At 64.5% G+C, this 25,799-nt stretch carries 23 protein-coding genes; 8 read left to right on the forward strand and 15 right to left on the reverse strand.

The genetic code is table 11. The annotated features are described in order from the left end of the window. Positions 1–77: 77 nt before the first annotated feature. The 3 genes from topA to QRN52_RS15615 all read right to left on the reverse strand — a co-directional run bounded on the left by topA (position 78) and on the right by QRN52_RS15615 (position 5,274). Positions 78–2,804 carry a type I DNA topoisomerase gene (gene topA / locus QRN52_RS15605; protein ID WP_284754080.1) on the reverse strand — a complete coding sequence of 909 codons (2,727 nt, stop codon included), beginning with the start codon at positions 2,802–2,804 and terminating at the stop codon, positions 78–80. Between the two features lie 118 nt (positions 2,805–2,922). Further along, positions 2,923–3,564: an ArsR/SmtB family transcription factor gene (locus QRN52_RS15610; RefSeq protein WP_284754081.1), complete on the reverse strand. Its 642-nt coding sequence runs from the start codon at positions 3,562–3,564 to the stop codon at positions 2,923–2,925. 36 nt (positions 3,565–3,600) lie between these two features. Next, a complete protein-coding gene (locus QRN52_RS15615; RefSeq protein WP_284754082.1) occupies positions 3,601–5,274 on the reverse strand; it encodes a DUF7059 domain-containing protein in 1,674 nt (557 codons plus the stop codon). A 97-nt stretch (positions 5,275–5,371) separates the two neighbouring features. On the opposite strand from QRN52_RS15615, the gene QRN52_RS15620 reads away from it, so the two are divergent. Further along, entirely contained in the window at positions 5,372–5,809 is a 438-nt protein-coding gene (locus tag QRN52_RS15620; protein WP_284754083.1) for a DUF6023 family protein, read from the forward strand. Between the two features lie 43 nt (positions 5,810–5,852). Continuing rightward, a complete protein-coding gene (locus QRN52_RS15625; RefSeq protein WP_284754084.1) occupies positions 5,853–6,386 on the forward strand; it encodes a DUF6023 family protein in 534 nt (177 codons plus the stop codon). Positions 6,387–6,395: 9 nt separating this feature from the next. Here QRN52_RS15625 and trhO read toward each other — a convergent pair whose 3' ends face one another. Then, on the reverse strand, positions 6,396–7,289 hold the full coding sequence (gene trhO, locus QRN52_RS15630) for an oxygen-dependent tRNA uridine(34) hydroxylase TrhO (protein ID WP_284754085.1): 894 nt from the start codon (positions 7,287–7,289) through the stop codon (positions 6,396–6,398). A gap of 125 nt (positions 7,290–7,414) precedes the next feature. Here trhO and QRN52_RS15635 point away from each other — a divergent pair, with 125 nt between their 5' ends. Next, positions 7,415–8,110, forward strand: a complete 696-nt coding sequence (locus QRN52_RS15635; protein WP_284754086.1) for a GNAT family N-acetyltransferase — start codon at positions 7,415–7,417, stop codon at positions 8,108–8,110. A gap of 160 nt (positions 8,111–8,270) precedes the next feature. Further along, positions 8,271–10,595 carry a DEAD/DEAH box helicase gene (locus QRN52_RS15640; protein ID WP_502869720.1) on the forward strand — a complete coding sequence of 775 codons (2,325 nt, stop codon included), beginning with the start codon at positions 8,271–8,273 and terminating at the stop codon, positions 10,593–10,595. 8 nt (positions 10,596–10,603) lie between these two features. Here the strand turns inward: QRN52_RS15640 and QRN52_RS15645 are convergent, their stop codons facing one another. The 7 genes from QRN52_RS15645 to ssd form a co-directional block, all read right to left on the reverse strand. Beyond that, positions 10,604–10,981: an Rv3654c family TadE-like protein gene (locus QRN52_RS15645; protein ID WP_284754088.1), complete on the reverse strand. Its 378-nt coding sequence runs from the start codon at positions 10,979–10,981 to the stop codon at positions 10,604–10,606. Further along, positions 10,978–11,625 (reverse strand): TadE family type IV pilus minor pilin, encoded by a 648-nt coding sequence (locus QRN52_RS15650; protein ID WP_350225158.1) that lies wholly within the window; start codon positions 11,623–11,625, stop codon positions 10,978–10,980. Before QRN52_RS15650 ends, QRN52_RS15645 begins: the two co-directional genes overlap by 4 nt. Next, positions 11,622–11,993, reverse strand: a complete 372-nt coding sequence (locus tag QRN52_RS15655; RefSeq protein ID WP_284754089.1) for a DUF4244 domain-containing protein — start codon at positions 11,991–11,993, stop codon at positions 11,622–11,624. Before QRN52_RS15655 ends, QRN52_RS15650 begins: the two co-directional genes overlap by 4 nt. Positions 11,994–12,195: 202 nt before the next feature. After that, complete coding sequence (locus QRN52_RS15660) at positions 12,196–12,828, reverse strand: type II secretion system F family protein (RefSeq protein ID WP_284754090.1); 633 nt, start codon at positions 12,826–12,828, stop codon at positions 12,196–12,198. Then, complete coding sequence (locus tag QRN52_RS15665) at positions 12,828–13,493, reverse strand: type II secretion system F family protein (RefSeq protein WP_284754091.1); 666 nt, start codon at positions 13,491–13,493, stop codon at positions 12,828–12,830. The genes QRN52_RS15660 and QRN52_RS15665 overlap by 1 nt, the downstream gene beginning before the upstream one ends. 140 nt (positions 13,494–13,633) lie before the next feature. Then, entirely contained in the window at positions 13,634–14,887 is a 1,254-nt protein-coding gene (locus QRN52_RS15670; protein ID WP_284754092.1) for a TadA family conjugal transfer-associated ATPase, read from the reverse strand. Beyond that, on the reverse strand, positions 14,884–16,014 hold the full coding sequence (ssd, locus tag QRN52_RS15675; RefSeq protein WP_284754093.1) for a septum site-determining protein Ssd: 1,131 nt from the start codon (positions 16,012–16,014) through the stop codon (positions 14,884–14,886). The genes QRN52_RS15670 and ssd overlap by 4 nt, the downstream gene beginning before the upstream one ends. Before the next feature lie 187 nt (positions 16,015–16,201). Between ssd and QRN52_RS15680 the strand changes: the two genes are divergently transcribed. The 3 genes from QRN52_RS15680 to QRN52_RS15690 all read left to right on the forward strand — a co-directional run bounded on the left by QRN52_RS15680 (position 16,202) and on the right by QRN52_RS15690 (position 19,214). Beyond that, a complete protein-coding gene (locus QRN52_RS15680) occupies positions 16,202–17,896 on the forward strand; it encodes a bifunctional 3'-5' exonuclease/DNA polymerase (RefSeq protein ID WP_284754094.1) in 1,695 nt (564 codons plus the stop codon). Between the two features lie 44 nt (positions 17,897–17,940). Further along, complete coding sequence (locus tag QRN52_RS15685) at positions 17,941–18,804, forward strand: CHAD domain-containing protein (RefSeq protein ID WP_284754095.1); 864 nt, start codon at positions 17,941–17,943, stop codon at positions 18,802–18,804. 131 nt (positions 18,805–18,935) lie between these two features. After that, positions 18,936–19,214: a YegP family protein gene (locus tag QRN52_RS15690; protein ID WP_350225159.1), complete on the forward strand. Its 279-nt coding sequence runs from the start codon at positions 18,936–18,938 to the stop codon at positions 19,212–19,214. A 70-nt stretch (positions 19,215–19,284) separates the two neighbouring features. On the opposite strand, the gene QRN52_RS15695 is transcribed toward QRN52_RS15690, so the two are convergent. From QRN52_RS15695 to QRN52_RS15710, 4 genes are all read right to left on the reverse strand, one after another. Beyond that, positions 19,285–19,965 carry an NUDIX hydrolase gene (locus tag QRN52_RS15695; protein WP_284754096.1) on the reverse strand — a complete coding sequence of 227 codons (681 nt, stop codon included), beginning with the start codon at positions 19,963–19,965 and terminating at the stop codon, positions 19,285–19,287. Further along, the gene (gene nth, locus QRN52_RS15700; RefSeq protein ID WP_284754097.1) at positions 19,962–20,753 is read right to left on the reverse strand and encodes an endonuclease III; all 792 of its coding nucleotides are present in this window, start codon (positions 20,751–20,753) and stop codon (positions 19,962–19,964) included. Before nth ends, QRN52_RS15695 begins: the two co-directional genes overlap by 4 nt. Before the next feature lie 11 nt (positions 20,754–20,764). Then, positions 20,765–21,961 (reverse strand): hypothetical protein, encoded by a 1,197-nt coding sequence (locus QRN52_RS15705; RefSeq protein WP_284754098.1) that lies wholly within the window; start codon positions 21,959–21,961, stop codon positions 20,765–20,767. Positions 21,962–22,197: 236 nt separating this feature from the next. Further along, positions 22,198–22,962 (reverse strand): TM2 domain-containing protein, encoded by a 765-nt coding sequence (locus tag QRN52_RS15710; protein WP_284754099.1) that lies wholly within the window; start codon positions 22,960–22,962, stop codon positions 22,198–22,200. 671 nt (positions 22,963–23,633) lie between these two features. Here QRN52_RS15710 and acs point away from each other — a divergent pair. Then, positions 23,634–25,679: an acetate--CoA ligase gene (gene acs / locus QRN52_RS15715; protein WP_284754100.1), complete on the forward strand. Its 2,046-nt coding sequence runs from the start codon at positions 23,634–23,636 to the stop codon at positions 25,677–25,679. The last annotated feature ends 120 nt before the right edge of the window (positions 25,680–25,799 follow it).

The raw sequence follows: 25,799 nt of genomic DNA on the forward strand, positions 1-25,799 counted from the left end.
TCCCTGAGGACGCCCGAATTCCGGTGTCCTCAGGGAATATGCGTGTCCTTAGCGCTCTGGGGCATCCACGGCAACGGCTACTTCTTCGCCGCAGCCTTCTTCGCAGGCGCCTTGCGGGCCGTGGTGGTCCGCTTGACCGGGCCCTTGGCACGCTTCTCGGCAAGCAGCTCGATCGCCTGCTCCCGGGTCAGCTCCTCGAGGGACGTGGCACGCGGAACGGTGATGTTGGTGACGCCGTCGGTGATGTACGGGCCGAAGCGGCCTTCCTTCACCACGATGTTCTTCTCCGAGACCGGGTCCGGACCGAACTCGGCAAGAGGCGGCACGGCTGCACGGGCACCACGTTGCTTCGGCTGGGAGTAGATCTCGAGTGCCTGTTCCAGCGTGATGGTGAAGATCTCTTCTTCGGATCCGATGGACCGCGAGTCCGTGCCCTTCTTCAAGTAAGGCCCGAAGCGGCCGTTCTGCACGGTGATGGGGTTGCCTTCGGCGTCCGCGCCGAGCACTCGGGGCAGGCTCATGAGCTGCACGGCTTCGTCGAGGGTAATCGAGTCAACAGACATCGACTTGAACAGCGAGCCTGTGCGCGGCTTGGCCTTGACGGGCTTCTTCGGCGGCTTGGGTTTGCCGTTCTTGTAGTACTCCACCGGCTGGTTTGCCAGCTGCTCCTCCGTCATCTCCGGGATGACCTCGGTGACGTAGGCGCCGTAGCGGCCGTTCTTGGCAACCACGGTGTGCCCGGTGTGCGGGTCCGCGCCCAGGACACGTTCCTCGGGGGCAGCCGTTTCCATGAGCTCCACGGCCTTGGCCGCAGTGAGCTCGTCCGGAGCAAGGTCCTCGGGAACGTTGGCACGCGCCGACTCTACGACTTCGCCGGTCTTGGGGTCGACAGTGGGGATCGAGCTCTCCAGGTACGGGCCGAACTTGCCCACGCGCAACGTGATGCCCTCGGCGATCGGCACGGAGTTGATCTCGCGTGCATCGATTTCACCGAGGTTGTTGACGATGCTCAGCAGGCCGGGATCGGCGTCTTCACCGTAGTAGAAGTGCTTGAGCCAAGCGGCACCGACTGCCTGGCCGTTGGCGATCTTGTCCAGGTCGCCTTCCATGTCCGCCGTGAATTCGTAGTCCACGTAGTCGGTGAAGTGCTGCTCCAGCAAGCGGATCACGGAGAAGGCGATCCAGCTGGGAACCAGCGCAGACCCCTGCTTCCGGACGTAGCCGCGGTCCTGGATGGTGGAGATCGTCGACGCGTAGGTGGACGGGCGGCCAATGCCGCGCTTTTCCAGCTCCGCCGTCAGCGATGCTTCCGTGTACCGCGGCGGCGGCGAGGTCTCGTGGCCAACAGCAACGATTTCCGAAGCGGTGAGGGAATCGTCCTTGGCCACGTTGGGCAGGCGCCGGGCTTCGTCGGAGTCGTCGTCGCCGCGGCTCTCGTCCTTGCCTTCTTCGTAGGCTGCGAGGAAGCCCGGGAAGGTGATGACCGTGCCGGAGGCCGAGAATTCGGCGTCGCGCCCATCGCTAGCCACTGCGCCGAGGCGGATGGTGGCGGTGGAGCCCTTGGCGTCGCCCATCTGGGAGGCGATGGTGCGCTTCCAGATGAGTTCGTAGAGCCGGAAAGCGTCACCGGTCAGGTGGTTGGCCACTTGGGCCGGGGTTCGGAAGGAGTCACCCGCGGGGCGGATGGCTTCGTGGGCTTCCTGCGCGTTCGCAGCCTTGTTGGCGTAGACCCGGGGAGACTGCGGCACGTACTCGGGACCGTACAACTCGGCGGCCTGGCGGCGTGCCGCCGTGAGGGCTTCGTCGCTCAAGGCGGACGAGTCGGTACGCATATAAGTGATGTAGCCGTTTTCATACAGGCGCTGGGCAATCTGCATGGTGCTCTTGGAGGTGAAGCGCAGCTTGCGGCCGGCCTCCTGCTGAAGGGTCGACGTCGTGAACGGCGCCGCGGGACGGCGCGTGTACGGCTTGGTGTCGACGGAGCGGACGCGGAAGTCCGCGTTCTCCAGCCCGGCGGCCAACGACGTCGCGAGTTCCTCGTTGAGGTGAACCGCATTTGCGGAGGTGAGGACGCCGTCGTCGTTGAAGTCACGGCCGCTGGCTACCTTCGCGCCGTCGACCGCAGCGAGCTTCGCTTTGAAAGTCGCGGAGCCGGTACCGAACTGGCCAGTCAGGTCCCAGTACGAGGCAGACTTGAACGCCATGCGTTCGCGTTCGCGGTCAACCACCATGCGGGTCACGACCGACTGCACACGGCCGGCGGACAGGCCGCGGGCAACCTTGCGCCACAGCACCGGGGAGATTTCGTAACCGTATAGCCGGTCCAGGATGCGGCGCGTTTCCTGGGCGTCCACGAGGGCGCTGTCAACGTCGCGCAGGTTATCCATGGCCCGGTGGATGGCTTCCTTGGTGATTTCACCAAAGGTCATGCGGTAGACGGGAACCTTGGGTTTCAGGACCTCCAGGAGGTGCCACGCGATGGCCTCGCCCTCGCGGTCCCCATCGGTTGCGAGGTAAAGCGCGTCAGCGTCTTTCAGCTGGGCCTTGAGTTCGGCAACCTTTTTCTTCTTGTCCGGAGACACCACGTAATACGGCTTGAAGTCGTTCTCGATGTCGACGGCGAACTTGCCAACCGAGGTCTTCTTCAGTTCTGCAGGGAGGTCCGACGGCTGCGGGAGGTCGCGGATGTGGCCGATCGAGGCCTCGACAATGAAGCCCTCGCCCAGGTACTTGGCGATGGTCTTGCTCTTGGCCGGAGACTCCACGATCACGAGTTTCTTGCCGGTTTTTGCCTTGCTGGGCACGGTTCTCCTACAGAAAAATGAATTGCTTGGGCTCGTGCCCATATTGGCCTAGTTCACCATATTTTGCAGAATCGTGCGTTTCCATGTGCACAAGTGCTGTGGAGGAACGGTGTCTGGGTTAGCTTGAAGCCGGCGTCCGGTCGTCCGGAATCATCGACCACATCGTAGCGATTCGCACCGCTCCTTCGGGAATCCGCGTGGGATCCTCAAGTTCATATGACCTGATGAGGTCCTGGAATTTGGCCTTGAGATCCGTCCGCTGATCCGGGGTCAAGTACAGCAGATCGCTGGACAACACCATGGCGGCTGCCTCGTTCGCGGCCTCGCCCCGCTGGCGCCGCTCACCACGGGCCCGGGTGAAGGCAGTCGCCCGACGCCGGAAAGCGTCCAGTTCGAGTTCGACGACGGCGATCTCCGGGCTCGGAGCGTTGCCGCCGGATTTGATGGTGAAGTCCGAGCCCGCGGCCTTCCAACGGCGTTCGCGTGCATCGCCCTCGTTGTCCGCGGCAGTCACAATCCCCCACTTCTGGAGGGCCCGCAGGTGGTAGCTCATGGCGCTCGGCGTGAGCCCGGTCTGTGCCGCGAGCTCGGTAGCCGTACGGCTCAGCTGCGTGGAATACAGTTCCGAGATGACCTCAAGCCGGGCGGCATGCGCAAGCGCACGGATCGCTTTGGGGTCGGTGATCTCCACCGTCTTCTCGGGCCGTTTCCGGCGCTTCGGGGATGCCAGCCCGGTGGATACCCCATTGTCTTCATTCACCGGAACAGTTTATCCGCCGGTGAAGCCGCAATTGTCCTATGCCGCGGGAAGCAAGAAGCCATCGCGGACCAGGTTCCCCACATCGGAGAGCAACCCGGTGCGGAAAGCGCCGTCGTCGAAGTCGTCCCCTCCACCCAGCAAGGCGGCCAAGGCGCCGATCAGCTGGCGGACGGACAGCTCGCCGTCACATGCCGACACGAAGCCGGCCAGCTCGGTGCTCAACAGGTTCGTCCGGCGCAGTCCCGCGCCCTGGCGCAGCAAGATGACACCGGGGTGCTCCGCGCCGGGCCGCTGGTGGCGTTCCTCGGTCACGTCCTCGGCCACCACCAGGTGGGCCTCGGAGAGCTCGTGGGCATCGAGCCAGTCGGCGCGTTCGACAGCCGCGGCAAGGTGCGGGCCTATCGGTTGCTCGATGGGGTACGTGATCTCTTCGAATCGGGTGGGCGCAGCTCCTGAACGCGGGTCCTCGGGGCGCCGCAACCAGATCATTCCGAAGCCGATCGCCTCCACGTTGCGGGAGGCGAAATCCTCCAGGTAGGCGGCATAGGCATCGCGGTAGAGCTTACGGTCGCGGCCCTCGGAGGCATCCTGCAGCCAAGTCTCGGCGTACAGCTCGGGGCTGACCTGTTCCCGCTGGATGAACCACGCTTCCGTGCCGGACCCAGCCAGCCAGGACGTCGGCCGTTCGCTCCATCCGCTACCCGCGGGGATCTCCCAGTTGCCGAGCATCTGCGCCGTGCCGCCGGGCGCGAGAACGTCGGGCAGCGTGCGGACGAGGTTGGCGACGATGTCGTCGCCAGGCAGGCCGCCGTCGCGGTAGGTGAACTGATCCGAAGAATGCTCGCCGACACTTCGCGGGGTAATGACGAAAGGAGGATTGGACACCACTAGATCGAAAGTCTCGCCTGCGACGGGTTCCAGGAGCGAGCCCAGCCGCAAGCTCACCCTGGACTCGAGATCGGCCGGGTCAAGGTGGAGGGCCTCGGCATTGAGCATCAAGTTGAAACGGGTGAACGCGAGTGCCCGTTCGGAGATGTCGGTGGCCGTGACGTGTTCGCTGTGGTGCAGAAGGTGGAAGGTCTGGATTCCACAGCCCGTCCCGAGGTCCAGTGCCCGTTTCGAGTGCCGCCGGATGGTGGTCTGGACGAGCGTCGTGGAGGCCTGCCCAATGCCCAGCACATGGTCATGCCGGAGCACGCCAGGCTGCTGGTGGGCAGCGAGATCGCTGGAAACCCACAGTTCGGCGCCGCCGCTCCCGCTGTTGTCTGCTCCGGAGTCGCATTCCCAGCCGTACGGCCGCAAATCCACCTTCGCGGCGACAGCACCGCCGTCGTTCTTCTCCACCAGGCCAAGCTCCATTAGGCCCGCGGTGCGGATGCGCGGCAGGGCGGCGTCGACGTCGCCTTCGGTTTGCGGGACCGCGAGAAGCCACAAGCGCACGACGACGGCGAGCGCGGCTTTCGCGCGGTCCGTCGCCGGGTCTCCGGCTGAGTCAGCCGGTTCGGTGACGATGAGCGCAGGGATGAGCTGATCCCGGGCGAGGGCCGAGTGGGCGGACTCTCCAAGAAGTCCTGCCACTCCGTCCACGGTGTAGCCAACGTTTCGCAGGTCGTCGGCGAGCGCTGTGAGCAGCCCGGGAAGGTCGCTGCGGGGAGCGTCGAGGGTGGTGGGGGCGGTCCCAAAGACGGCGGATGTTGCGGGATCAGTCACTGTGCAATTCTATTGGGGCTGGCGGCTGGCCTTCTGCGCGGCGTCTGCGTCGGCCTCTGCGTCGGCGGGGAGGCGTTCGAGCAGGTAGCGTTGAATCATGGCATTTCACCCCTCTACTTGGCGTCGCGCTGCACTTCTGGTCATCGGCGCAGGCACCCTGGCCGTGACGGCCTGCTCCTCCGGGGGATCTGTCTCCAACGCCGACATCCCCGCGTGGAAGGCGACAACCATGCCCTCGGCGGCCGGGGTGGTCGTGGAAGACTCCGGGAAAATCCCGAACCGAGACCCCCTGGTCAAGAGCTTCGCGAACGTCGCTGCGGGAAGCTACACCTTGACCGTGGCCTGCGACGGCGGCGGCAAGGCATTCTTCGACGTTTCCTCGGCCGGTACTCAGATCACCGAGGCCGGGGCGGCGTGCAATGGCAGCCGCGAAACGTCCCGCATCAAAATTCCCTCGACGGGTCCACTGAGCATCAGCGCAAGCAGCGTGGATGCGCCCGTGATCTACGCGTACCAACTGGTGCCGGCCTCGTAACTGCCGCCTCGTTCCCGGTTCAAGCCGGGCGTAGAGTCGGATTATGGGGTGGGCACGCGCCCTGAAAGTACCGACGACGACCGCGATTCCCGCCGTCGTGCTTTGCAGTGTGCTCGCGTGCGGCACGATGTCGTCGTGCGAATACACCTACGAGGACGGCCGTGCGGCGGCGAGCAGTCCGCCGTCGGCGGTCATCACGGATCCGGTGCTTACCCGCGACCCGGCCCTGGGACAGACCGTCACGGGCGATGCGATGAAGGCTTGGGCGCAGGACGTGCTTCCGGACGTGAACGGATTGTCCTTCTACAGCAGCTTCGGCCTGTTGTCCGCCGGAGAATCCCGCGACGAAGAAACGACCCAGCTTCCCGGGGGTACGTATGCGGTGACGCTTGCGTGCCGCGGTGCCCGCAGCGCCGAATTCACTGTGCGAAACGGGAGCGAAGTGCTCATCGAGGTGATGGTGCGTTGCGGCACCACACGGGTCAAGGTCCTGCAGCTGGAGACGGATGCCGTCCTGGGCATCACGATCACCGCCAATGCGCCGGCGAACTTCGCGTACCGGGTGAGCCGGATCTGATGACCGGAGCTAGGCTGCGCAGCCTTCCGGGCAACGCAGCGTTTCCGGGCTCGAGGCACATTCGGCGCAATACAGCGTTAGGTTGCGGCAGCTCAGATTGGAGCAATTTTCAAACTTGTTGGTGGGCGCCTGGCAGCGGACGCATTCGCCAATGGTCTTGGCGTCCTCACTGAATTCCATGTGCATCCGCTTGTCGAAAACGTACAAGGAGCCTTCCCACAGACCCTGGTCCTTGTAGGTTTCGCCGTAGCGGACAATCCCGCCGTCGAGTTGGTAAACCTCCTTGAAACCGCGGTTCACCATGAGGCTGGAAAGGACTTCGCACCGGATTCCTCCTGTGCAGTACGTGACTACAGGTTGGTCCTTGAGGTCGTCGTATTTTCCCGAGTCGAGTTCCTTGATGAAGTCGTGGGTAGTGGCGACGTCGGGAACGATCGCGTCCTTGAACTTGCCGATCTGGGCTTCGAACGCGTTGCGTCCGTCGAAAAACTTCACATCCTGCCCGGCCGCCTTCTTTTCCTCCAGGAGTGCGTGGAGCTCTTCAGGCTGAAGGTGGGTGCCGCCGCCGACGACGCCGTTCTCATCCACCTTCAATTCGCCGGGGGCACCGAAGGACACGATCTCATCGCGAACCTTGACGCTGAGCCTCGGAAAGTCGTCGGCTCCGCCTTCAGACCATTTGAAGTCGATATCGTGGAAGCCCTTGTATTCCTTGGTGGTCTTCACGTACTGCTTGACGTAGTTCAGTTCCCCACCAACTGTGGCGTTGATGCCGTCCTGCGAAATAAGGATGCGCCCGGTCAGGCCGAGCTTCTCGCACAGGGCGCGCTGCCAGAGCCGAACGGCGTCCGGGTCTGCGATCGGAGTAAAGCCATAGAAGAGCACAATTCTGTTTAAAGCCACGTATTTAAGGGTACTTGGTGGCCCCAAACCCATGTGTCGGGCTGCCGTCCGGCCGCCCTAAGTGTTAATGGAGCTGTTACTGACGGCCCCTGTTGATTCCCAGACCGCTGGCATAGTCTCTCTACATGAGTCACGACGCCTTGGTTGAAGACATCGCTGAGCTGCTCGAAGTCTGGGTGGCTGGCTGGTCTGGGTCCCGGAGCTACGAAACGCGCAAAGAAGGCCGGTTCCCGGCAGCCCTGCGTGCGGACAAAACCGGCGACTGGGAATACTTCGCGCACGACCCATCGGACGCTGAGTTCGCCGAGCTGGCTGCCAAGACAGCCCAGGCGGACACTCGTATCTTGACGATCCTCACGAACGACGTCGGACGCTACACCCAATTGGCTCGCGAGAACGGATTGAACGTCACTTCGGATTCACAGACCATGATGATCGTGGACATGGGGACGCAGGATGCCGAAGATCCGTGGCTCTCGGATGACGACCTCAAGCTCGCGACTTCCGAAAGCAAGGGCGTCCACTACGCGGTGGTCCATGCCGGCGAAAAGGTGGCAGCCAGCGGTCAGGTATTCGTGGTCAGGCAGACAGCGGTGTTCGACAAGATTGTCACCGAACCCAACTACCAGCGCCGGGGACTGGGCAGTTTCATCATGAAAGCCCTCGCCGCGCAGGCATTTCAACACGATGTTGACAGTGGCCTCCTCCTGGCCTCCTTGGACGGACAGCATCTCTATTCGCACCTTGGCTGGAAGCATGTGTGCCAGGTACTCATGATGTCCACCAAGTCGGTCGACGAGACTGACCTTTCTGTGGCGTAGCCGACCTTTGGCGTAGCCGACCTTTGGCGTGGCCGGCTTTCTGCGCCGGAAGCCGCCCGCAGCGGGTCCGCGGCCACCCCGACAACCGGTCTTCGGCGGCGCCGACGACAGCCGGTTTCCGGTGCGATGACAGAATGTTCACGTGAACGCAACTGAATCGATGATCTCCCTTCTGGGCACGAGCCCGGACCCGGAGCAGTTGCGACATGTCCGCACTATTCCGGCGCGGGAGGCTGTCCATGAGGCATGGCCGGGCTGGGCCCATCCCGATGTGGTTGCCGCATACGGATCCTTGGGCATCCACGAACCGTACCGGCACCAGATCGAAGCAGCCGAGCTCGCCCATTCGGGCCAAAACGTCGTCATTGCCACGGGGACCGCCTCCGGCAAGTCGCTTGCCTATCAGCTGCCTGCCCTCGACGCGATCCACCGTTCCGAGTTGCGTGCGCTGTCCGAGCCGGGCAAGATCCACGACGACGGTGCTGTCACCCTGTACCTCTCCCCCACCAAAGCGCTTGCAGCCGATCAGTTGGCAGCGATCCGCGCGCTCAAGCTCCCTACGGTCCGGGCGGAAACGTACGACGGCGATACCGAGCAGTCCCAGCGCCGCTGGATCCGCGATCATGCCAATTTCATCCTCGCCAACCCCGACATGCTGCATTTCGGGATCCTGCCCAACCACACGTGGTGGGCCCGTTTCTTCCGTAGGTTGCGGTACGTCATCGTGGACGAGGCCCACAGCTACCGGGGAGTATTCGGGTCGCACGTCGCCAACCTCATGCGGAGGCTCCGGCGAATCTGTGCCTACTACGGTGCCGGCACCTCCTTTCCTGAGCCGGTGTTCATTGCGGCGTCGGCGACGGCCTCGGACCCTGGCACGTCCTTTGCCCGGCTCATCGGCACTCCCGTCCGCGAAGTTTCCGAGGACTGTTCTCCGCATGGCTCCACCACGGTGGCATTTTGGGAACCAGCCCTGACCGAGCTGAAGGGCGAAAACGGGGCAAAATCCCGGAGGACCGCCGTCGCCGAGACCGCGGACTTGCTGGCCAATCTGGTGTCCTCCCGTGTGCGGACCATCGCCTTCATCAAATCCAGGCGCGGCGCAGAAACAATTTCGTCTATCACCAAGCGCCTCCTCGATGAGGTGGACCCTAGCCTGCCCCAGCGGGTTGCCGCGTACCGCTCCGGGTATCTCCCCGAAGAGAGACGGGCCTTGGAAAAGGCTTTGCGTTCGGGCGAGCTGCTTGGAGTCTCCAGCACGTCCGCATTGGAATTGGGCATCGACATTTCCGGGCTTGACGCGGTTCTGGTGGCCGGCTGGCCAGGGACGAGGGCGTCCCTGTTCCAACAGATCGGACGGGCAGGGCGCGCGGGCCAAAACGCCATTGCAGCATTCGTGGCCAGCGACGACCCCTTGGACACGTACCTGGTCAACCATCCGGAGGCGATCTTTGATGTGTCAGTCGAGGCCACCGTCTTCGATCCCGGAAACCCCTACGTGCTCGGCCCCCATCTGTGCGCGGCCGCGGCCGAGCTCCCGATCGGTGTGGCCGAACTTGACCTGTTCGGGCCAACGTCCGAATCCCTGCTGAATCAGCTGGTGGAACAGGGGTACCTGAGGAAACGGCCTGCGGGCTGGTTCTGGACCCATCCCGAGAGCGCCGCTGCCATGGTGAACCTCCGCGCGGATGGCGGCGGCCCCGTGAGCATCGTGGACTCCGAGACCGGCTCCCTCTTGGGCACCATGGACTCGCCACAGACGCACTACCAGGCGCATACGGGTGCAATCTATGTCCACCAAGGCGACAGCTACCTGGTCGAGGAGCTGAACGAAGAGGACCATTGCGTGGTGGTTCGTCGAACCAACCCGGACTACTACACGACTGCACGTGACGTGACGCAGATCGAGGTCCTGCAGACTCTCCGCAGCGTGGAATGGGGGGATGTCGCGGTCCACTTCGGCGAAGTGAAGGTAACAACGCAGGTGGTTTCCTTCCAACGTAAGGCATTGATTTCCAATGAGGTTTTGGGGGAAGAACCGCTGGAACTCGGAGCCAGGGATCTCTTCACCAAGGCGGTATGGTTTGTGGTTCACAACCGTTCACTGACCGGCGCGGGCCTTGTCGAGGCCCAGTTCCCTGGTGCGCTTCACGCCGCGGAACACGCCGCCATCGGACTTCTCCCGCTGGTCGCTTCAAGTGACCGTTGGGATATCGGTGGAGTCTCAACAGCGCTCCACGCGGACACCGGAGTTCCCACGATCTTTGTTTACGACGGCCATCCAGGCGGCGCCGGATTTGCCGAGCGTGGCTTCGAGAAAGCCAAAGTGTGGTTGACCGCCACAAGGGACGCCATCGAAGCATGCGAGTGTGACACCGGCTGCCCTTCCTGTGTCCAATCCCCCAAATGTGGCAACAAGAACAACCCGCTGGACAAGGACGCCGCGGTCACGCTGATCGACGTGCTCCTGCGTGACGCGACCTAGGCACACGTCTAGGGCGGCGGCCCGGCCCGGGAGCGGCCGGTCGCGGTCCCGAAGACTGCGGCGCGGTCCAGCTCAGTGCGGATCTCCACGATCCCGTCTCCGCCCACTGTGCACGCCGACAGCGAAGCTCCGTGCCGTGCCGCAGTTTCGCTGGCGACCACGCAAGGGTCTCCCGCTGTCAGGCCACGGGCCGCGTCGGCTCCTGCGAGCGCAGCGAGATCGGCGGCAGACGCTGCGCGGTGGGCCATCGCCATGGCCTGGGAAAGGGTCAACCACGCCGCTAAGCAGATCATGACGACAAGGCCCAGGGCAACAGCCAGGACGGTTCCCGAGCCGTGTTCCAGAACGCGACCGCAATCGCCGGCGCGGGCGCTACCAGCCCTCACGCCGCGACCTCTTCCACAGAAGCGTGGAGCCCTGTCACCGGCACAGCGCCCTTGAAGTCAACAACGCCGTCTCGGTCCGCAAGCAGTGGCACTGTGGCCGATGACGACTGCGGAGCCTCTCCCCTTGCTGATGCCGTCGCCGAAAGCCTCCACGGGATGAGGGAACCCAACGGACCGACGACCCTGTCGGAGACCGTGACGTTGATCCATTCGCCGTCTTCCGCAACGACAGTCGAGGCGGCATCGCCTGCCAGCATCCGAACGATTCCGTTCACGGTTGCGTGGCTATCTCCGCGAGCTAAGGCCCTGGCTCCCGCTCTAGCCGCTTCTTCCAAGCGCAACTGCGTAAGTCCCGCGGCCGATCCTGCCAAGAGCAAGGCCAAAAGAAGCAGAACAGAGGGTAGTGCCACGGCGAATTCCGCAGTGACGGCACCGTATTCGCTCTCAGGAAAGACCCCTCGCCGGCGGTCCCTCCGCGGACCGTGAAGCTTCTCCGCAGGAGGAGGCCGTCTGATCGAAGGAGGCCACTGCCGCGCAGTTCTGAAGGGCCCGGCGAGTCTGGGGCGCCTGGCGAGCCCCGATGCCGATGCCCGCGGCCGCATCGAACTCCCGGCGCAATGCTTTGAAACCCGCAGCGGTGTCATGGCAGGGAGAGCGCGCTGCGAATGAGGTTGAGGAGGAAGCCCCGTACTTCCTCGCTGCGAAGGATGACCACCAAGAGTCCCGCGAAGCCCACTGCGGCAAGCGTGGCGATGGCATACTCTGCCGTTGCCATACCGAGCTCGGACCCCATGAGCCGCATCTTCGACCGTCTCGGAGCGGCCGAATCGTCGCTGGGCCGCGCGCGGCCTGTCTCGGCGTGGGAATGCAAGTGGGTTGGTAGCCGAACGGGCCTGATTCCCTGCGAGCCCGGGAACAGTTCGAGGACTTCGGCCACGGGCCGAGGAGGGGCAGCGAGGGCCAGGGCCAGGGCGGTCCGGGGGGCCTGTGCGGTATCGACGGTTGCGTTCATTTCAGTTCCTTTCTGCGGGGCCGGCTTGGCTGCCGGCTGTACCTAGACTCTTCCGTTGGCATTTGGGCTTCGAAAGGCCCCAAGTCTCCTAAGTGGAAAACTCCCTTCCGAACGTTCCTGTGGAGGGAAACTGTCTTGTGTGGAGGCAAACTCAAGCGCCGACCCGGGCGGGGATCACAGCTATCCACGGCGGGGCTCCCGGCTATCCCCCGGACGGAAGCATTGCCAACAGCACCGGGACCACACCAAGACAGATGAAGGCAGGCAAAGAACACAGACCCAGTGGAATCACGAGTTTCACTCCGAGCGCGGCAGCGCGCTTTTCCGCCATCCTGAACTGTTCACGCCGCAGCCGTGCTGCCTGGGCATAAAGGATTGCCGATGATGGCGCGCCGGTCAGGGCAGCGAAGGCGAGCGCGTCCTTGAGCCTGCGCGCTTCAGCGCACTGTTGGCCCGAACTCCGCCACGCCGTCTCCCAGTCCGTTCCGATGTCGAGGGCTGCAACCACCGTCCTCAGGGGGCGGCTGAGCTGCGGGGAAGCGCATCCGGCGATTAACTCAAGGGAGCGTCCGAGTCCCGCGCCCGAGTCGAGCATGGCCGCCACCAACTCAAGGATCATGGGCACATTTCGCAGACCTTCCGGCCGCTCGGGATTCCGGGGAGCGCCCACGGCCTCGCCCCTGCGAGCGTTCTCCAGCGGGCCCTTGTTCCCGCGTGAGCCGCGAAGCATACGCAAGGCTGTCCGCCGCCGGGTTCCTCCCTGATGCGCGAGCCCGAGAATTGCTGCAAAGACCAACACGAGGGACACTGCGATGGCAGGGAATGCCGAGCCCATCAGTCAACGCCCACCGCGGCGTGCACCAACCGAGATGACCAGATTCTGCCGGTGACGGTCAGGACACCCCCAGCCGCGAGCGCCGCCAATCCGACCCCGTTGGCCAACAGGACCCCCACCGGATCCACCCCAAGCATCATGCCCAGCCCCAACCCGAACACCGGCAGCCACGTTAGAAGGCGCACAGTGGCTTTCGGCCCGGCCAAGGCAGTCTGCCGGGCATCACCGGCGTCGTCCTCAGCCTCAAGCTGGGCGGCGAACCGCGTCAACACGTCGGCCAGCGGACAACCACTCGCCTCCGCAACGTCCAAGCAGGCGGCAAGTTCTCCCCAGATTCGGTATTCAAAGAGATTCCCGCCCTTAAGATTCTTCCCTGACGACGTTCTGATGGCTTCGGCTACCGACGTCCCGATCATCGAGGCCGCCCGCGCTGCCGCGAGAACCTGGAGAGACCCAGACGACAGCTTCGGTAATCCCGGGGCCTTCGCTCGCGCCTTGCGGACATCGGAGTCGCTCGAAGCAATGCGGTGCTCCGAGTCCCCATGTACGATCCAGAGTTCCTCCCAGAGCCTCGACGTCGAACGGCCGCCCCGGAGCAGAGCGGCCAACTGCTGTACGAATACCGTGAGCGGCAATGCATCCGGGCGGGAGCGCCTCCGCGGCATGCGCACCCCAGCGGCGGCCCCATCGCCAGCCCCAGCCGGGGCAGCACGAGGCAGAGCGCGCGCTACCCGTTTGCCAAGTCGTCGGGATGGCTGCAAGACCACCCACGCACCGGCCGCCAGGACCAGAATGAGTAATCCGCTCACGCGACCGCTCCGAGGTGATCTGCGCGGGAGATCGGCCCGAGCGGACCAGGCAAAAGCCCAGGGTCCAGCTCAAGTCGAGCTGCAAGGTCCCTCCACGCGGGGCCGGCAACGGCGACACCGGCCCGCAGATCAACGGCGGGGACGATCGATTGGGCGGACTCGTCCTCCGCCAACAATCCAATGCAGGAAACTCTTCTGCCGGCAGGCGTCCGCTCGACGTGGACCACTGCGTCCAATGCTGTTGAAAGCTGCAGCTGAACAGCTTCCCGGCTCAAGCCTGCGAGCGCGCCCAAGGCCACGAGCCTGGCCGGGACGGCGGAGGCAGTGTTTGCGTGGATAGTGCCTCCGCCACCCGTATGGCCGGTATTGAGCGCCGTCAACAGCTCACGGACTTCCGCACCCCGGCACTCGCCCACAATCAACCGATCCGGCCGCATCCGCAGCGCCTGCCGAACGAGTTCGCCAAGGTCGAGTGCACCCCCGCCTTCAAGGTTTCCGTGCCTGGACTCAAGGGAGACCACGTGAGGGTGCACCGGGTTCAACTCCGAAGCGTCTTCAATCAGGACAAGCCGATCATGGGGGCTACTCAATGCGAGCATCGTGGACAGCAATGTGGTCTTCCCGGAACCGGTGGCACCACTGATCAGGAAACTCAACCTGCGGTCAACCATGGCCTGCAGCACCTGTTGGACGGGCGCCCCGAACATGCCTCCGGCACGCAGCTCGTCCATGGAGAAAACCTCCTCGCGCCGAATCCGAACGGACAACAAAGTTCCGGCGGCGGAAATCGGAGGCAGCACCGCGTGCACCCGGTATCCGCCGTCGAGACGGACATCGACGCACGGCGAACCGTCGTCCAAACGACGCCCACCGGCCGCCACAAGCCGGGAGGCCAAGGCCCGGATCTGAGGTTCGCCGTCGAATCGCACCTGGGCCCGTTCCAGTCCCTTGCCGCGGTCGAACCACACGGAGTCCGGGCCATTCACGAAGATGTCCGTCACCGAGGCATCGTGTGCAAGCTGTTGGAGGGGTCCAAGTCCGCTCAGTTCGGCGCTGATCGATTCGACGGCGGCAAGCGCCCCTGTGGTCCCGAGCAGCCTGCCCGTGGCATGGACGGCCGCTGCCACGCGTGACGGAGTGACCGGTCCGGCGTCGGCCATGACGGTTTCCCGGACGGTTTCAAGGAGCGCGGCGTCCACGAGCCGGGTCTTGCGTCGGCGCTCGCCGCCCGGGAATGCAGAGGCACTCATACTGCTCCGTCGTCGAGTAGTTGAAGGACGGATTCCGCAAAGCGACGCACGGCCTTGCGCTTACCGAATTCCAGAAGGCGTCCGAGCTCAGCCGCCGCGGCAGTACCGCGGAGTTCGGGGAGAACGCCGTGAAGGGGCAGGCCAAGCGATTCGGCTATGAGGGGTCCGTCAAGGACCGTACCCGCATTTCCGCGGATTACCAGGGCTGTGTCAACGGGCGGCAGCTCCTGGAGAAGCCTGGCCGCAGCTACTGCTGCGCGGAGTTGGGCCGGTACCACAAGGAGGATCCTGTCGCAGTCCCAGGCGAAGCTGCCAAGCGATTCCGTTCCGCGGCCGATATCGACAATGATTAGTTCAAATCCCCGTCTCGCCGCGTCAAGGACAGCCGCGACGGCCCCGGGCTCCACGCCCAGGGGACGGTCACGACTACCCGGCCAAGACAGGAAGGAGAATCCTCCGGCTTGGGGCAGTGAATCGCTTAGCTGCCCGGTGCCGATGCTCCCGCTGGCACCCGCGAGATCGGGCCAGCGCAGCCCTGGCGCATCTTCGGCGGCCAGGCAAAGCTCGAGGCCCCCTCCGCGGGGATCGCCATCAACCAGGAGCGTCCGTATGCCGTGGACGGCCGCTTCGTTAGCCAACCAGACGGCAGCCGTGGACGCGCCCGCTCCGCCGCATCCTCCTGTCACCCCGAGCACCATTCCTCCGGGGTCCGGATCTTGGGACCTACCGAGGTGCTCCGCCAGCCAGGCTGCAGCTTCCGGCAACACAGCCACGCGTTCGGCCCCCAGCGCCGCTCCCAATTCCCACAAAGCGTCCCCTTCACTGTTGAGGCCCAGCAAGACTGAAGGCGCACGACGACGGGGCGGAAGTTCGCGGATATCGCTGCCAAGAAGCACCATCCCCACGGTGTCCCACAGGGGCAAGGCACCGGATGAATCGACGACTGTCCGGAGACTGGCACCGACAGCGGCTGCGATCCTTTCTGTTTCGGCTTGTAACCTGACATTCGCCGTCACCAGAAGAACCTCCCCGGAACCGGCAGGAAGCCACGGGTCCCCGGACACCGGGCCTGGCTCCGCCCCGCTTCCACGGCTGTTGTGGTTCCGTTCGAGATGTTGCCCGCTCATGAAGCCACTATCTCCGTTTCGCCACGAGCATTGGAGGCCTGTATCGGCGTATGTGGATAAGCAACCACAACAACCCCTGTGGAGGACCAGTCCGCGTGCCGACGGAAGCAGCCCGGACAAAAGCTTGCGGACGGCAATTGTCCGCAAAGTGCAAAGTTCCACGGAATCACAGGGCAGAATTGTCAGCATGTACCTGCTGCTCGCCGCCCATCCAGACGGCGCAGCCATTCAGGAAATCAACGCTGCCGGAGTATCCCGGGCAGAACCGCGCGTCGTACGAAAGGCCGATCTCGCCGGCGTCGTAAGCGTCTTGGAGAAGGGCCGTCCGCGCTGGGTCTGGAACCGGACCCAGGATTGGTACCCGGCGATGCTCCAGGCCGGGGTGGAGCTGGAACGTTGCCATGACCTCACGCTCTGCCGCGCCATCCTGGTCCATTCTGAGTTCACGGCCCACACGGACTATGCCCGCAGCGCGGAAAAGCTCACGCAGGACGATGAAATGCCGGTTCCGCCGCGGGTCCTCCAGCCTCCCCCTCCGCCCGCCGAGCAGGACGCACTGTTCGACGAGCTTGTCCCGCGCAGCACCCAGCCAAGCCTGAACGAGATCCGGGCTGAGTTCGCGGCCCAGCAACACGCGCTCGGCCAGGCCTCAAGGGAAGAAGGCCGGCAGCACCGCCTTAAACTGCTGCTGGCTGCGGAATCCGCCGGCGCCATGATTGCCGCCGAAATGCAGTTCACGGGTGTGCCCTGGCAGGAGGCCTTGCACGAAGAAATCCTGGAAGGCCACCTGGGTCCCCGGCCTCCAACTGGCCACCGGCCAGCCAGGCTGGAGGCGCTCTGCAACGAGCTTCGAGGGATTCTCCACTCTCCGAAGCTGAATCCGGATTCACCCCAGGACCTCATGCGAGCCCTACACCGGAACGGCATCGAAGTAAAAACCACGCGCCAGTGGGAACTCAAGGAATCGAAGCATGCGGCCATCGAGCCACTGCTGGAGTACAAGAAGCTCTCCCGCTTGTTCGCTGCGAACGGCTGGTCGTGGCTGGACGCGTGGGTGAGCGAAGGGCGGTTCCGCCCCGAATACGTGGTGGGGGGCGTGGTTTCCGGCCGTTGGGCGTCGAGGGGAGGCGGGGCGTTGCAGATCCCTCGCCAGATCCGGGGCGCGGTGCATGCCGATCCGGGGCACAAATTGATCGTCGCGGACGCGTCCCAGCTCGAGCCCCGGGTTCTGGTGGCGCTGGCGCAGGACTCGAAGATGGCCGAGGCTGCGCGGGACAAGGATTTGTACGCCGGCATCGCCGCACAGGGCTTCGGTGGCGATCGCTCGAAGGCCAAGATCGCCTTGCTGGGCGCAATTTACGGTGCTACCACAGGCGAATCCGGGCGCCTCATGCCACAGCTGACCAGGACTTATCCCCGGGCGGTCGGCTTCGTCGAACAGGCAGCCCGCGACGGCGAAGGCGGCCGCACCGTAACCTCAAGGTTGGGCCGCAGCAGCCCGCCGCCGTCGGAACGCTGGATCCGCAGCCAGCAATCCACGACGGCGGAAGAACAGCGGCGCGCGGACAGCATCGCCCGCTCGCGCGGGCGTTTCACGCGGAACTTTGTGGTGCAGGGTTCCGCGGCGGACTGGGCGTCGTGCTGGCTCGCCGAACTTCGACGGCGGCTGCGCACCGCGCGTGCCGACGGCCTGCCTGCCGGGGAACTCGTGTTCTTCCTGCACGACGAAGTCATGGTCCACGCGCCCACAGAGTCGGTTGAAACGTGCATCAAGGCCATCGAGGAGGCCGCGGCCGCCGCGAAGGAACTGTTGTTCGGGCGGATTCCGGTGGAATTTCCGGTGAGCATCGCCGTCGTCGATTCTTACGACAAAGCCAAGTAAGAGGCTCTATTGCCCCGAGGGCGACAGCAGAGGACGATTGCCCCGTGGGAACCAAGGGCCAGGCACCACTGGCTGCATATATCGCCTTCCAACTGACCGAGCTGGAAGGACAATTGCCGCTGATTGAAGCGGCCGATCCAGAAGCCGTACACAACGCCAGGCTTGCCCTTCGCCGGCTCCGTTCAGTCCTCAGCTGCTATCGCGGCATGATCCCTAAACTTCCCCGGCCGGCCAGCGAGGAAGTCCGTTGGCTCGCAACTTCACTCGGCGAGTCCAGGGATGCCTATGTCCTGGCGCAGAGGATACGGCTATCGCTCGACACAAAGGATTCATGGAAAAGCCCCGAAACCGTGCGCCAGGCCGTGGAGGAACTGGAAGCGTCCAGCGCCCGGCTGGCCGCTGCCCTTGGCGGGCACAAACGCAGCAAGCGCACGGTGCGGGCCGCAAGGGCAGCGCTGTTGGAAGTCCCTGCCGGCAGGGAATACAAACACCCGACGGCGGACCTTGCGGAGCGCCTCCAGGCCCGGTGGGAGCGGTTGCAGCACAGCATCGCGGAGCAGGCAGGCAGCAGCGACCCGGAGGTCCGCAACGCTGCGCTCCACCAAGCACGCAAGGACGTCAAGTGCCTCCGTTACTCAGTGGAGGCAGTCGCGGACGCCTTCAGCCATCACGCTTCCGGGGTGATCCAGCCGGCGATCGGCCTGCAGCGGTTGTTGGGCGAGCAACATGACGCTGTCGTGGCTGGCGAATGGATCAGGGAACTGGCAAAAAACCCCGGCATTGACGCCGAAGACGCCCAAAGGCTGGAATCGATGGAAGTCCGGCGGCGACTCAACGCCGAAGAAGAGTTCCGGATGGCGATCGCCGAATACCCCGTGCCGGCGCCGAGGCGCGCACTGATCTTTTGAAGCCCGGAACCATAACCTCCAGCGGGGCCGAAAGCTAGTCATATGGCGGAAACGAACCCGGCATGACTCAGGCAAGTAATGTACCCCGAAGTAACTTCAGCACTCCCCTTCCTTCTGGATAGTCTCGCCTTATGGCGTTCGAAGTGAGAAGCGCCACAGTGCAAAGACGCGCTCACTGTGCGGGCAGTATTCAAGGGGGAACAGCAACGATGGCTGGACGATTCGAAATTCTCAGAGACGGCGAAGATGGCTACCGGTTTCGGCTGACGGCTTCCGATGGAACCCTGGTGGCGGAATCGCCGCGGTTCAAACACCTGAAAGCCGTAGTGGCGGGGATCAACGCCGTACGGGAAAATGCCGCCACGGGCATCGTCGTGGATCACTCAAAACCTGCCCGACGCGCAGCATAGTGGGCCGGGCGGGGCCCGGAGCAACAGCCCGCAGTGTTCCCGGGTGGGGCGGCACGCCTGCAGCGGGAAGCTAGATCTCGATCTCAAGCAGCCGTTCCGTGTCCCACGGAACAGTCCAGCCCAAAGCATCGAACAGGCCGCTGAGCACCATCCCGGTGAAACCCCAGACGACTAGTCCGTTGACCTGGAAGACGGGGCTTGAAAAGGTCCGTCCGAGTCGCGTGAGCGTCCCGGTGTATCGGTTGTCGGGATCCAAGAGGTCCCGCACCGGGACACGGAACACTTGAGCGGACTCAGCGTAGTCCACCACCCTCACAGGCGAGGGCGACGCCCACCATGCCAAGACCGGGGTGACCACGAAATTACTGCGGATCAGGCCTAGTTCCGGCATGACACCCAGCACCTGCACGCCCCCGCTGTCCAGACCGGTCTCCTCGACTGCTTCCCGGATAGCTGCAGCGACGGCCGATTCATCCCCGGGATCGATACTTCCGCCGGGGAACGCCACCTGTCCCGGATGGTCGTCCAAGGTGTGGGCGCGTTCCAGAAGCAACACATCCAAATCCGCCGGGGCCACCGGTTTCCCTGATTGGGCGGGGACGTCGTCCAAGACGCCGAAGAGCATGAGCACGGCCGCTTTTCGCGCCTTGTCCGGATCTATAGTCGCGGCCGCAATCCGCGGATCAGGGCCCGGATGCAGCCCGGAATCAATCCTTGTAATGAGACTGACGAGGTCCTCGAGCGCGGTCATCCCGGTCTCCTTTGCGATTCCATCCGAATCTCCGCCGCGCGATGAGTCTCGGCAAGCAGCTTTGCGAGAAGCGCTTCGTTGCCCGGCGCCAGTTCGTATTTAAGCAACTTGGCCGCTTTGACGGGGTCCTTTTCGCCTTCGCCGTAACTCGGGCACCAATTGGCCACGGCACACGCTCCGCACGCTGGCCGGCGCGCATGGCAAACCCTGCGGCCATGGAAAACCACACGATGGGACAGCATGGTCCAGTCCCGGGGCTCGAACAGCTCCGCGACATCGAACTCGATCTTCACCGGATCCTCGGACGTCGTCCAGCCAAATCGGCGCGCCAGCCTGCCAAAGTGCGTGTCCACAGTGATTCCAGGGACGCCGAACGCGTTGCCCAGCACCACATTTGCCGTTTTTCGCCCGACGCCGGGAAGCGTCACCAGGTCTTCCAGCCTGCCGGGAACCTCGCCGTCGAACTCGTCCACCAAGCGTGTGCTGAGCGCCAGGACGTTCTTCGCCTTGGCACGGAAGAAGCCGGTGGGCTGCAGGATCGCCTCCAGCTCGGCAAGCTCGGCCTCGGCCATGCTCCGGGCATCCGGATAGCGCGCGAACAGGATCTTGGTGACCTGGTTGACCAGCACATCCGTGGTCTGGGCGGACAGCACCGTGGCCACCACCAGCTCGAACGGGTTCCGGAAATCAAGCTCAGCGTGGGCGTAGGGATAGAGCTCAGCGAGCGCCTTGTTGATTTTGCGCGCGCGCCGCTTCAAAGCCAGCGGGGTTTCGACGACGGTGTCCACGGCCGGCCTGGTTAGCCGCGTTCGATGTGGCTGAGATCGCGCAGGACGCCCACTTTGCCATCAGTATCCTGGACGAGGAATTCCTCGCCGCGGTCTTCGAGTGCCAGGACCCACGCGCCCGGTTCGATGGTGAAGGCGGGCATCCGGGTGTGCTCGTCGACAACGACGCGGGGGTGGGCCACTGCGAACCAGAATGCCTCGTACCCGGATTCGTGCCCGGATTCGTCCCTTCGCGTGGCTGGGTCAACGGTGGCGCCGATGGGCTCGTGCACCCGGGGCTGGTTGACCGTGCCGATGTGCTGGGTGGCGGGCCCGGTGCCGGCGTCTGGGCCGCCGACAATGGGCGTAGCCATGGTGGCGGCGGGCATGTGCTTGGGCTCCTCGGGCGTGGGCGCCTGCGCTTCCCGTGCGCCGTCGGCAACTGCCGCCTCCGCGTATTCGGCAGGTACGACGGCGGCGGCTTCGGTGGCGGGGCCTTCAGTGGCGGCGGATGGAGTCTCTGCCGGTGCGGCGGTGGTTGCTGCCGGAGCCCAGTGGGCGGGAGCTTCGGGCATGGAAGTTCCAGGCCCGGAAGCAGCGACCGCAGTTTCCGGCCTCGGCGCGACCGGCTCAGGCTTGGCCGGCTTCGGCGCGGCAGGCTTGCGCGTTGGAATGGCCGACTCGCGGGCCACAACGTGCGCGGGCTGTTCGGCCCGGCCCTTGAAGTCGTCGCGGAGGAGGGGCAAGTGGGGAGCCAGGACCGTCGCAGCCAGAAGACCTACCGAACCAATGAGTCCGACGAGCACGAAAACGGTAAACGCGCCTGCTGCGGACAGGAAGAACAGGGTCACGGCGAACGACGCCACGACGGACGCGAACTGGTCAGTCGAAAGGGAGCCGATTCGCACAATGTTCCCCGGCTGCAGGCGGCGGGCAACGAACAAAGCGGCAACAACGAGGGGAAGAATGATGCCCAGCGCCAGGAAGAAAAGGTTATCGAGGTTCCACAGGTTGTAGCGCCCGCCAAACATCGGCAGGAGGGACCCCACAAACATCAGCAAGGTGGAACCGAAAACGGTCACGTCCCGGATGGTGAACGGACCCAGTACGGCTTGGTACTTCGGGGAGGTCACGCTGCCGGGCTGTGGCGCCACGGATCCAGTTGCTGCTTCGGGGGCCGATCCGGGCGTCTGCGCGCCGTTCTTCGGACCTAGGCTCGTCTGGTTCATGTGCAAATCTCCTTAGTACGGCGGTGTTCCGGACGCTGCCGCTCAAGGCTGCACCCAGTATTTTCCGGGCCGGACCGGGCGGCAAGTTTTCGCGTCTCGAGACCTCTTCAGCCTATGCCACCCGTCTGACAGTCCACTAGTTGAAGCCATTACGAAAGCTGGATGCGAACGGGTGAAAAGCAGAATGGCTCCGCACGGGTGACCCGTGCGGAGCCATAGTGCAGCTTCCAAAGCTACTACGGGGTCACCTGGAGACGCGCAGCCTCCTGCAGAAGCGGCGTCGTGATGATCACAGTCGATGTGCCCGGCGCGATGTCGAAAGCGACGTTGCCGCGAGCCTTGTCGCCGGGAAGGACAACGCCGGAGCCAAGTGCGCCGTCGACAAACATCTCAACGTCGCCCTTGCGGCCGTCCGCATCCTTCGCCTCAAAGTACAACGGGTTCGAGGAGGTCTTGCCCTTCTCGGTCTCCCACAGAACATCGAGGATCAGGTAACCCCCATTTTTGGCGGGCGCGTTCAGGGTCGCGTTCGCCGTCGCCGAGTACTTGGCCGAAACGATAGTCACCTTGGCAACGTTGCCATCGCCCATATCGACGGACATCGGCTGGCCGACTGTGTATCCGGCGGGTGCCGCGGCGGTCGTAGCACCGGGGTTCGAGGCAGCGGATGCGGCCGGAACGACAGCGGTAGACCCGCTCGGCGTGGTGGAGGCACCGACTCTGGCAATGTTAAAGACGACGCTCAAGAGAATCAACGCCAAGGTCACGATCAAGGCCACCGTCTTGTGCTTCTCGTAGCCAGCCAGCTTGTAGCCCTGTTTGTCGGTTTGCTTGTTCGTCAGAAGCAGGATCAGGTCAATCAGTGACCAAATACCCAAACCACCAAGCGTGACCAACTTCAGAATGCCTGTGCCGATCTTGCCCAAGTAGAACCGGTCAACGCCGAGTCCGCCAAGGAGAAGTGCCAATAGCCAAGCTGTCAGGAATGACTTGTTACCCACAAACTGTCCACCGGGAACCGCGCCAGGGTAACCGACTGGTGCTGCCTGATACCCAGGGTATCCGGCAGGTGCGCCCTGATACCCCGGATACTGACCAGATGTCTGTGCGGGTCCTCCCGCGTATGGTCCGGGTTGTGGTGAGCCGGGGGCTGGATATCCGGCGGGAGGCCCTACAGGAGGGGTGTTCTGACTCATGGGGATTCCTTTCGATAGGCGCGACCTTGCGCCTTGCGGAAAAGTGTGAAGCGGGTGTTCCGCGGCAGTGTTAGCCGTTGCGGACGATGAATGGGATCCCGTTGCGGGACGCGGCGTAGGCGGCTCTGTGCTCTATGGCGGGCTCATGTGGTGCTCGCTTCCCCCAAGAAATGAGTGGCTTTAGCCGCCCAACAAGCAAAGGCTACTTAGTGACCGACTTCGTGTCCACCAAATTTGTTAATCAGGGCCGAGGTCAAGAGCCTTCGCCGCCGTTCGGCGCGAATCACCCGCCGCTCACGGTCCGGATTGTGACCGCGGACACCTGTTGTCGGTTCAAAACGCTAAGGTGGGTTCCGGAAAAGCTCTTTGCGGAATCCCGTGAGGCGCCGCAGCCCAACGTCGTGCAAGATTGGCGGGTGGGGCGGCCCCGCTACGGGACAACCGCGCGGCAGAGATCGATGAATGATGAGGTTCACATGTCCCAGGACGCCAATGGATCGACGACCACCGCTGCACCCGGATCCGACGGGGCAGGCAACGGCGATGCCCTCGAAAATCTTCTCCACGAGAACCGGAAGTTCGCGCCCACCCCTGAGTTCGCGGCCAACGCGGTAGTCGGCGCCGGAGTCTATGCGGAAGCGAATGCGGACCGTCCCGCGTTCTGGGCAAAGCAGGCCCGGGAACTGCTGGACTGGGACACGGACTTCACCCAGGCCCTGGACTGGTCCAACCCGCCGTTCGCGAAGTGGTTCGTCGGCGGCAAGGTCAACGCCGCATACAACGCCCTGGACCGGCACGTGGAGAACGGGCTCGGGGACCGGGTGGCCATCCACTTCGAAGGCGAACCGGGCGACACCCGCTCCTACACCTACGCGCAGCTCACCGAAGAGGTGAAGAAGGCCGCGAACGCCTTCGAGTCCCTCGGCGTGGCCAAGGGCGACCGGGTGGCCGTGTACCTGCCCATGATCCCCGAAGCCGTCATCACCATGTTGGCCTGTGCCCGGATCGGGGCCGTGCACTCGGTGGTGTTCGGCGGCTTCTCCGCCGACGCCCTGCGCTCGAGGATCGATGACGCCGAGGCCAAGCTCGTGGTCACCGCGGACGGCACGTACCGGCGCGGGAAGCCCAGCCCGCTCAAGCCCGCCGTGGACCAGGCCCTGTCCCGTGAGGGACATTCGGTCCGGAACGTCGTGGTGGTCAAGCGCAACGGCGAACCGGTGGACTGGCACGAGGGCCGGGACCAGTGGTGGGAGGACACCGTCGGCGCCGCTTCCGGTGAGCACACCGCCGTCGGGCACGACGCCGAGCACCCGCTGTTCATCCTGTACACCTCCGGGACCACCGGCAAGCCCAAGGGCATCCTGCACACCACCGGTGGCTACCTGACCCAGACCGCGTACACCCACAGGGCGGTCTTCGACCTGCACCCCGAGACGGACGTGTTCTGGTGCACCGCCGACGTCGGATGGGTCACCGGCCACTCGTACGTCGCCTACGCCCCGCTGGTCAACGGCGCCACCCAGGTCATGTACGAGGGCACCCCGGATTCCCCGCACCAGGGCCGCTGGTGGGAAATCGTGGAGAAGTACAAGGTCTCCATCCTGTACACCGCCCCCACGGCGATCCGGACGTTCATGAAGTGGGGCAAGGAGATCCCGGGCCGGTACGATCTGTCCTCGATCCGGGTCCTGGGCTCGGTGGGTGAGCCCATCAACCCCGAGGCCTGGATGTGGTACCGGGACGTCATCGGCGGCAACGCCGGCAAGAACGGCGAAAAGAAGGAGCACCCCGCCCCGATCGTGGACACCTGGTGGCAGACCGAGACCGGCGCCCAGATGATCGCGCCCCTGCCGGGCGTGACCGCGACCAAGCCGGGTTCGGCGCAGGTCCCGCTGCCGGGCATCGCGATCGACGTCGTGGACGAGGCCGGGGAGTCCGTCCCGGACGGGCACGGCGGCTACCTCGTGGTCCGCGAACCCTGGCCCGCGATGCTGCGGGGCATCTGGGGCGACCCGGAACGGTTCAAGGACACCTACTGGTCCCGCTTCGAGGGCATGTACTTCGCCGGGGACGGGGCCAAGAAGGACGAAGACGGAGACGTGTGGCTCCTGGGCCGGGTGGATGACGTCATGAACGTCTCCGGGCACCGGCTCTCCACCACCGAAATCGAATCCGCGCTCGTGTCCCACCCCTGGGTGGCGGAGGCCGCCGTCGTCGGGGCTTCCGACGAAACCACCGGCCAGGCCGTGGTCGCGTTCGTGATCCTGCGTGAATCCGCCCCGTCGGGACAGGACAGCGGCGACGCCACCGTCGCCGAGCTGCGCAACCACGTGGGCAAGGAAATCGGCCCCATCGCCAAACCCAGGCACATCCTCGTGGTCCCCGAACTGCCCAAGACACGCTCCGGCAAGATCATGCGCCGCCTCCTAAAGGACGTCGCAGAAGGCCGCGAAGTGGGCGACGCCACCACCCTCTCCGACCCCACGATCATGGCCCAGATCGCTGAGTCGTTGAAGAAGTAGGCTCTGTCACAATCAAGCCAGGCCCTCAAGGCCGGCCAGGCCAAGGCGGTGGTCCTCCCCAAAGAGGACCGCCGCTTTTGTCTTAAAACCCTCCGTCGCAAGAATGTTATATTTAGTTCT

The sequence above is a fragment of the Arthrobacter sp. efr-133-R2A-120 genome, from assembly GCF_030209835.1.
In the GTDB taxonomy this organism is placed as follows: Bacteria; Actinomycetota; Actinomycetes; order Actinomycetales; family Micrococcaceae; genus Arthrobacter.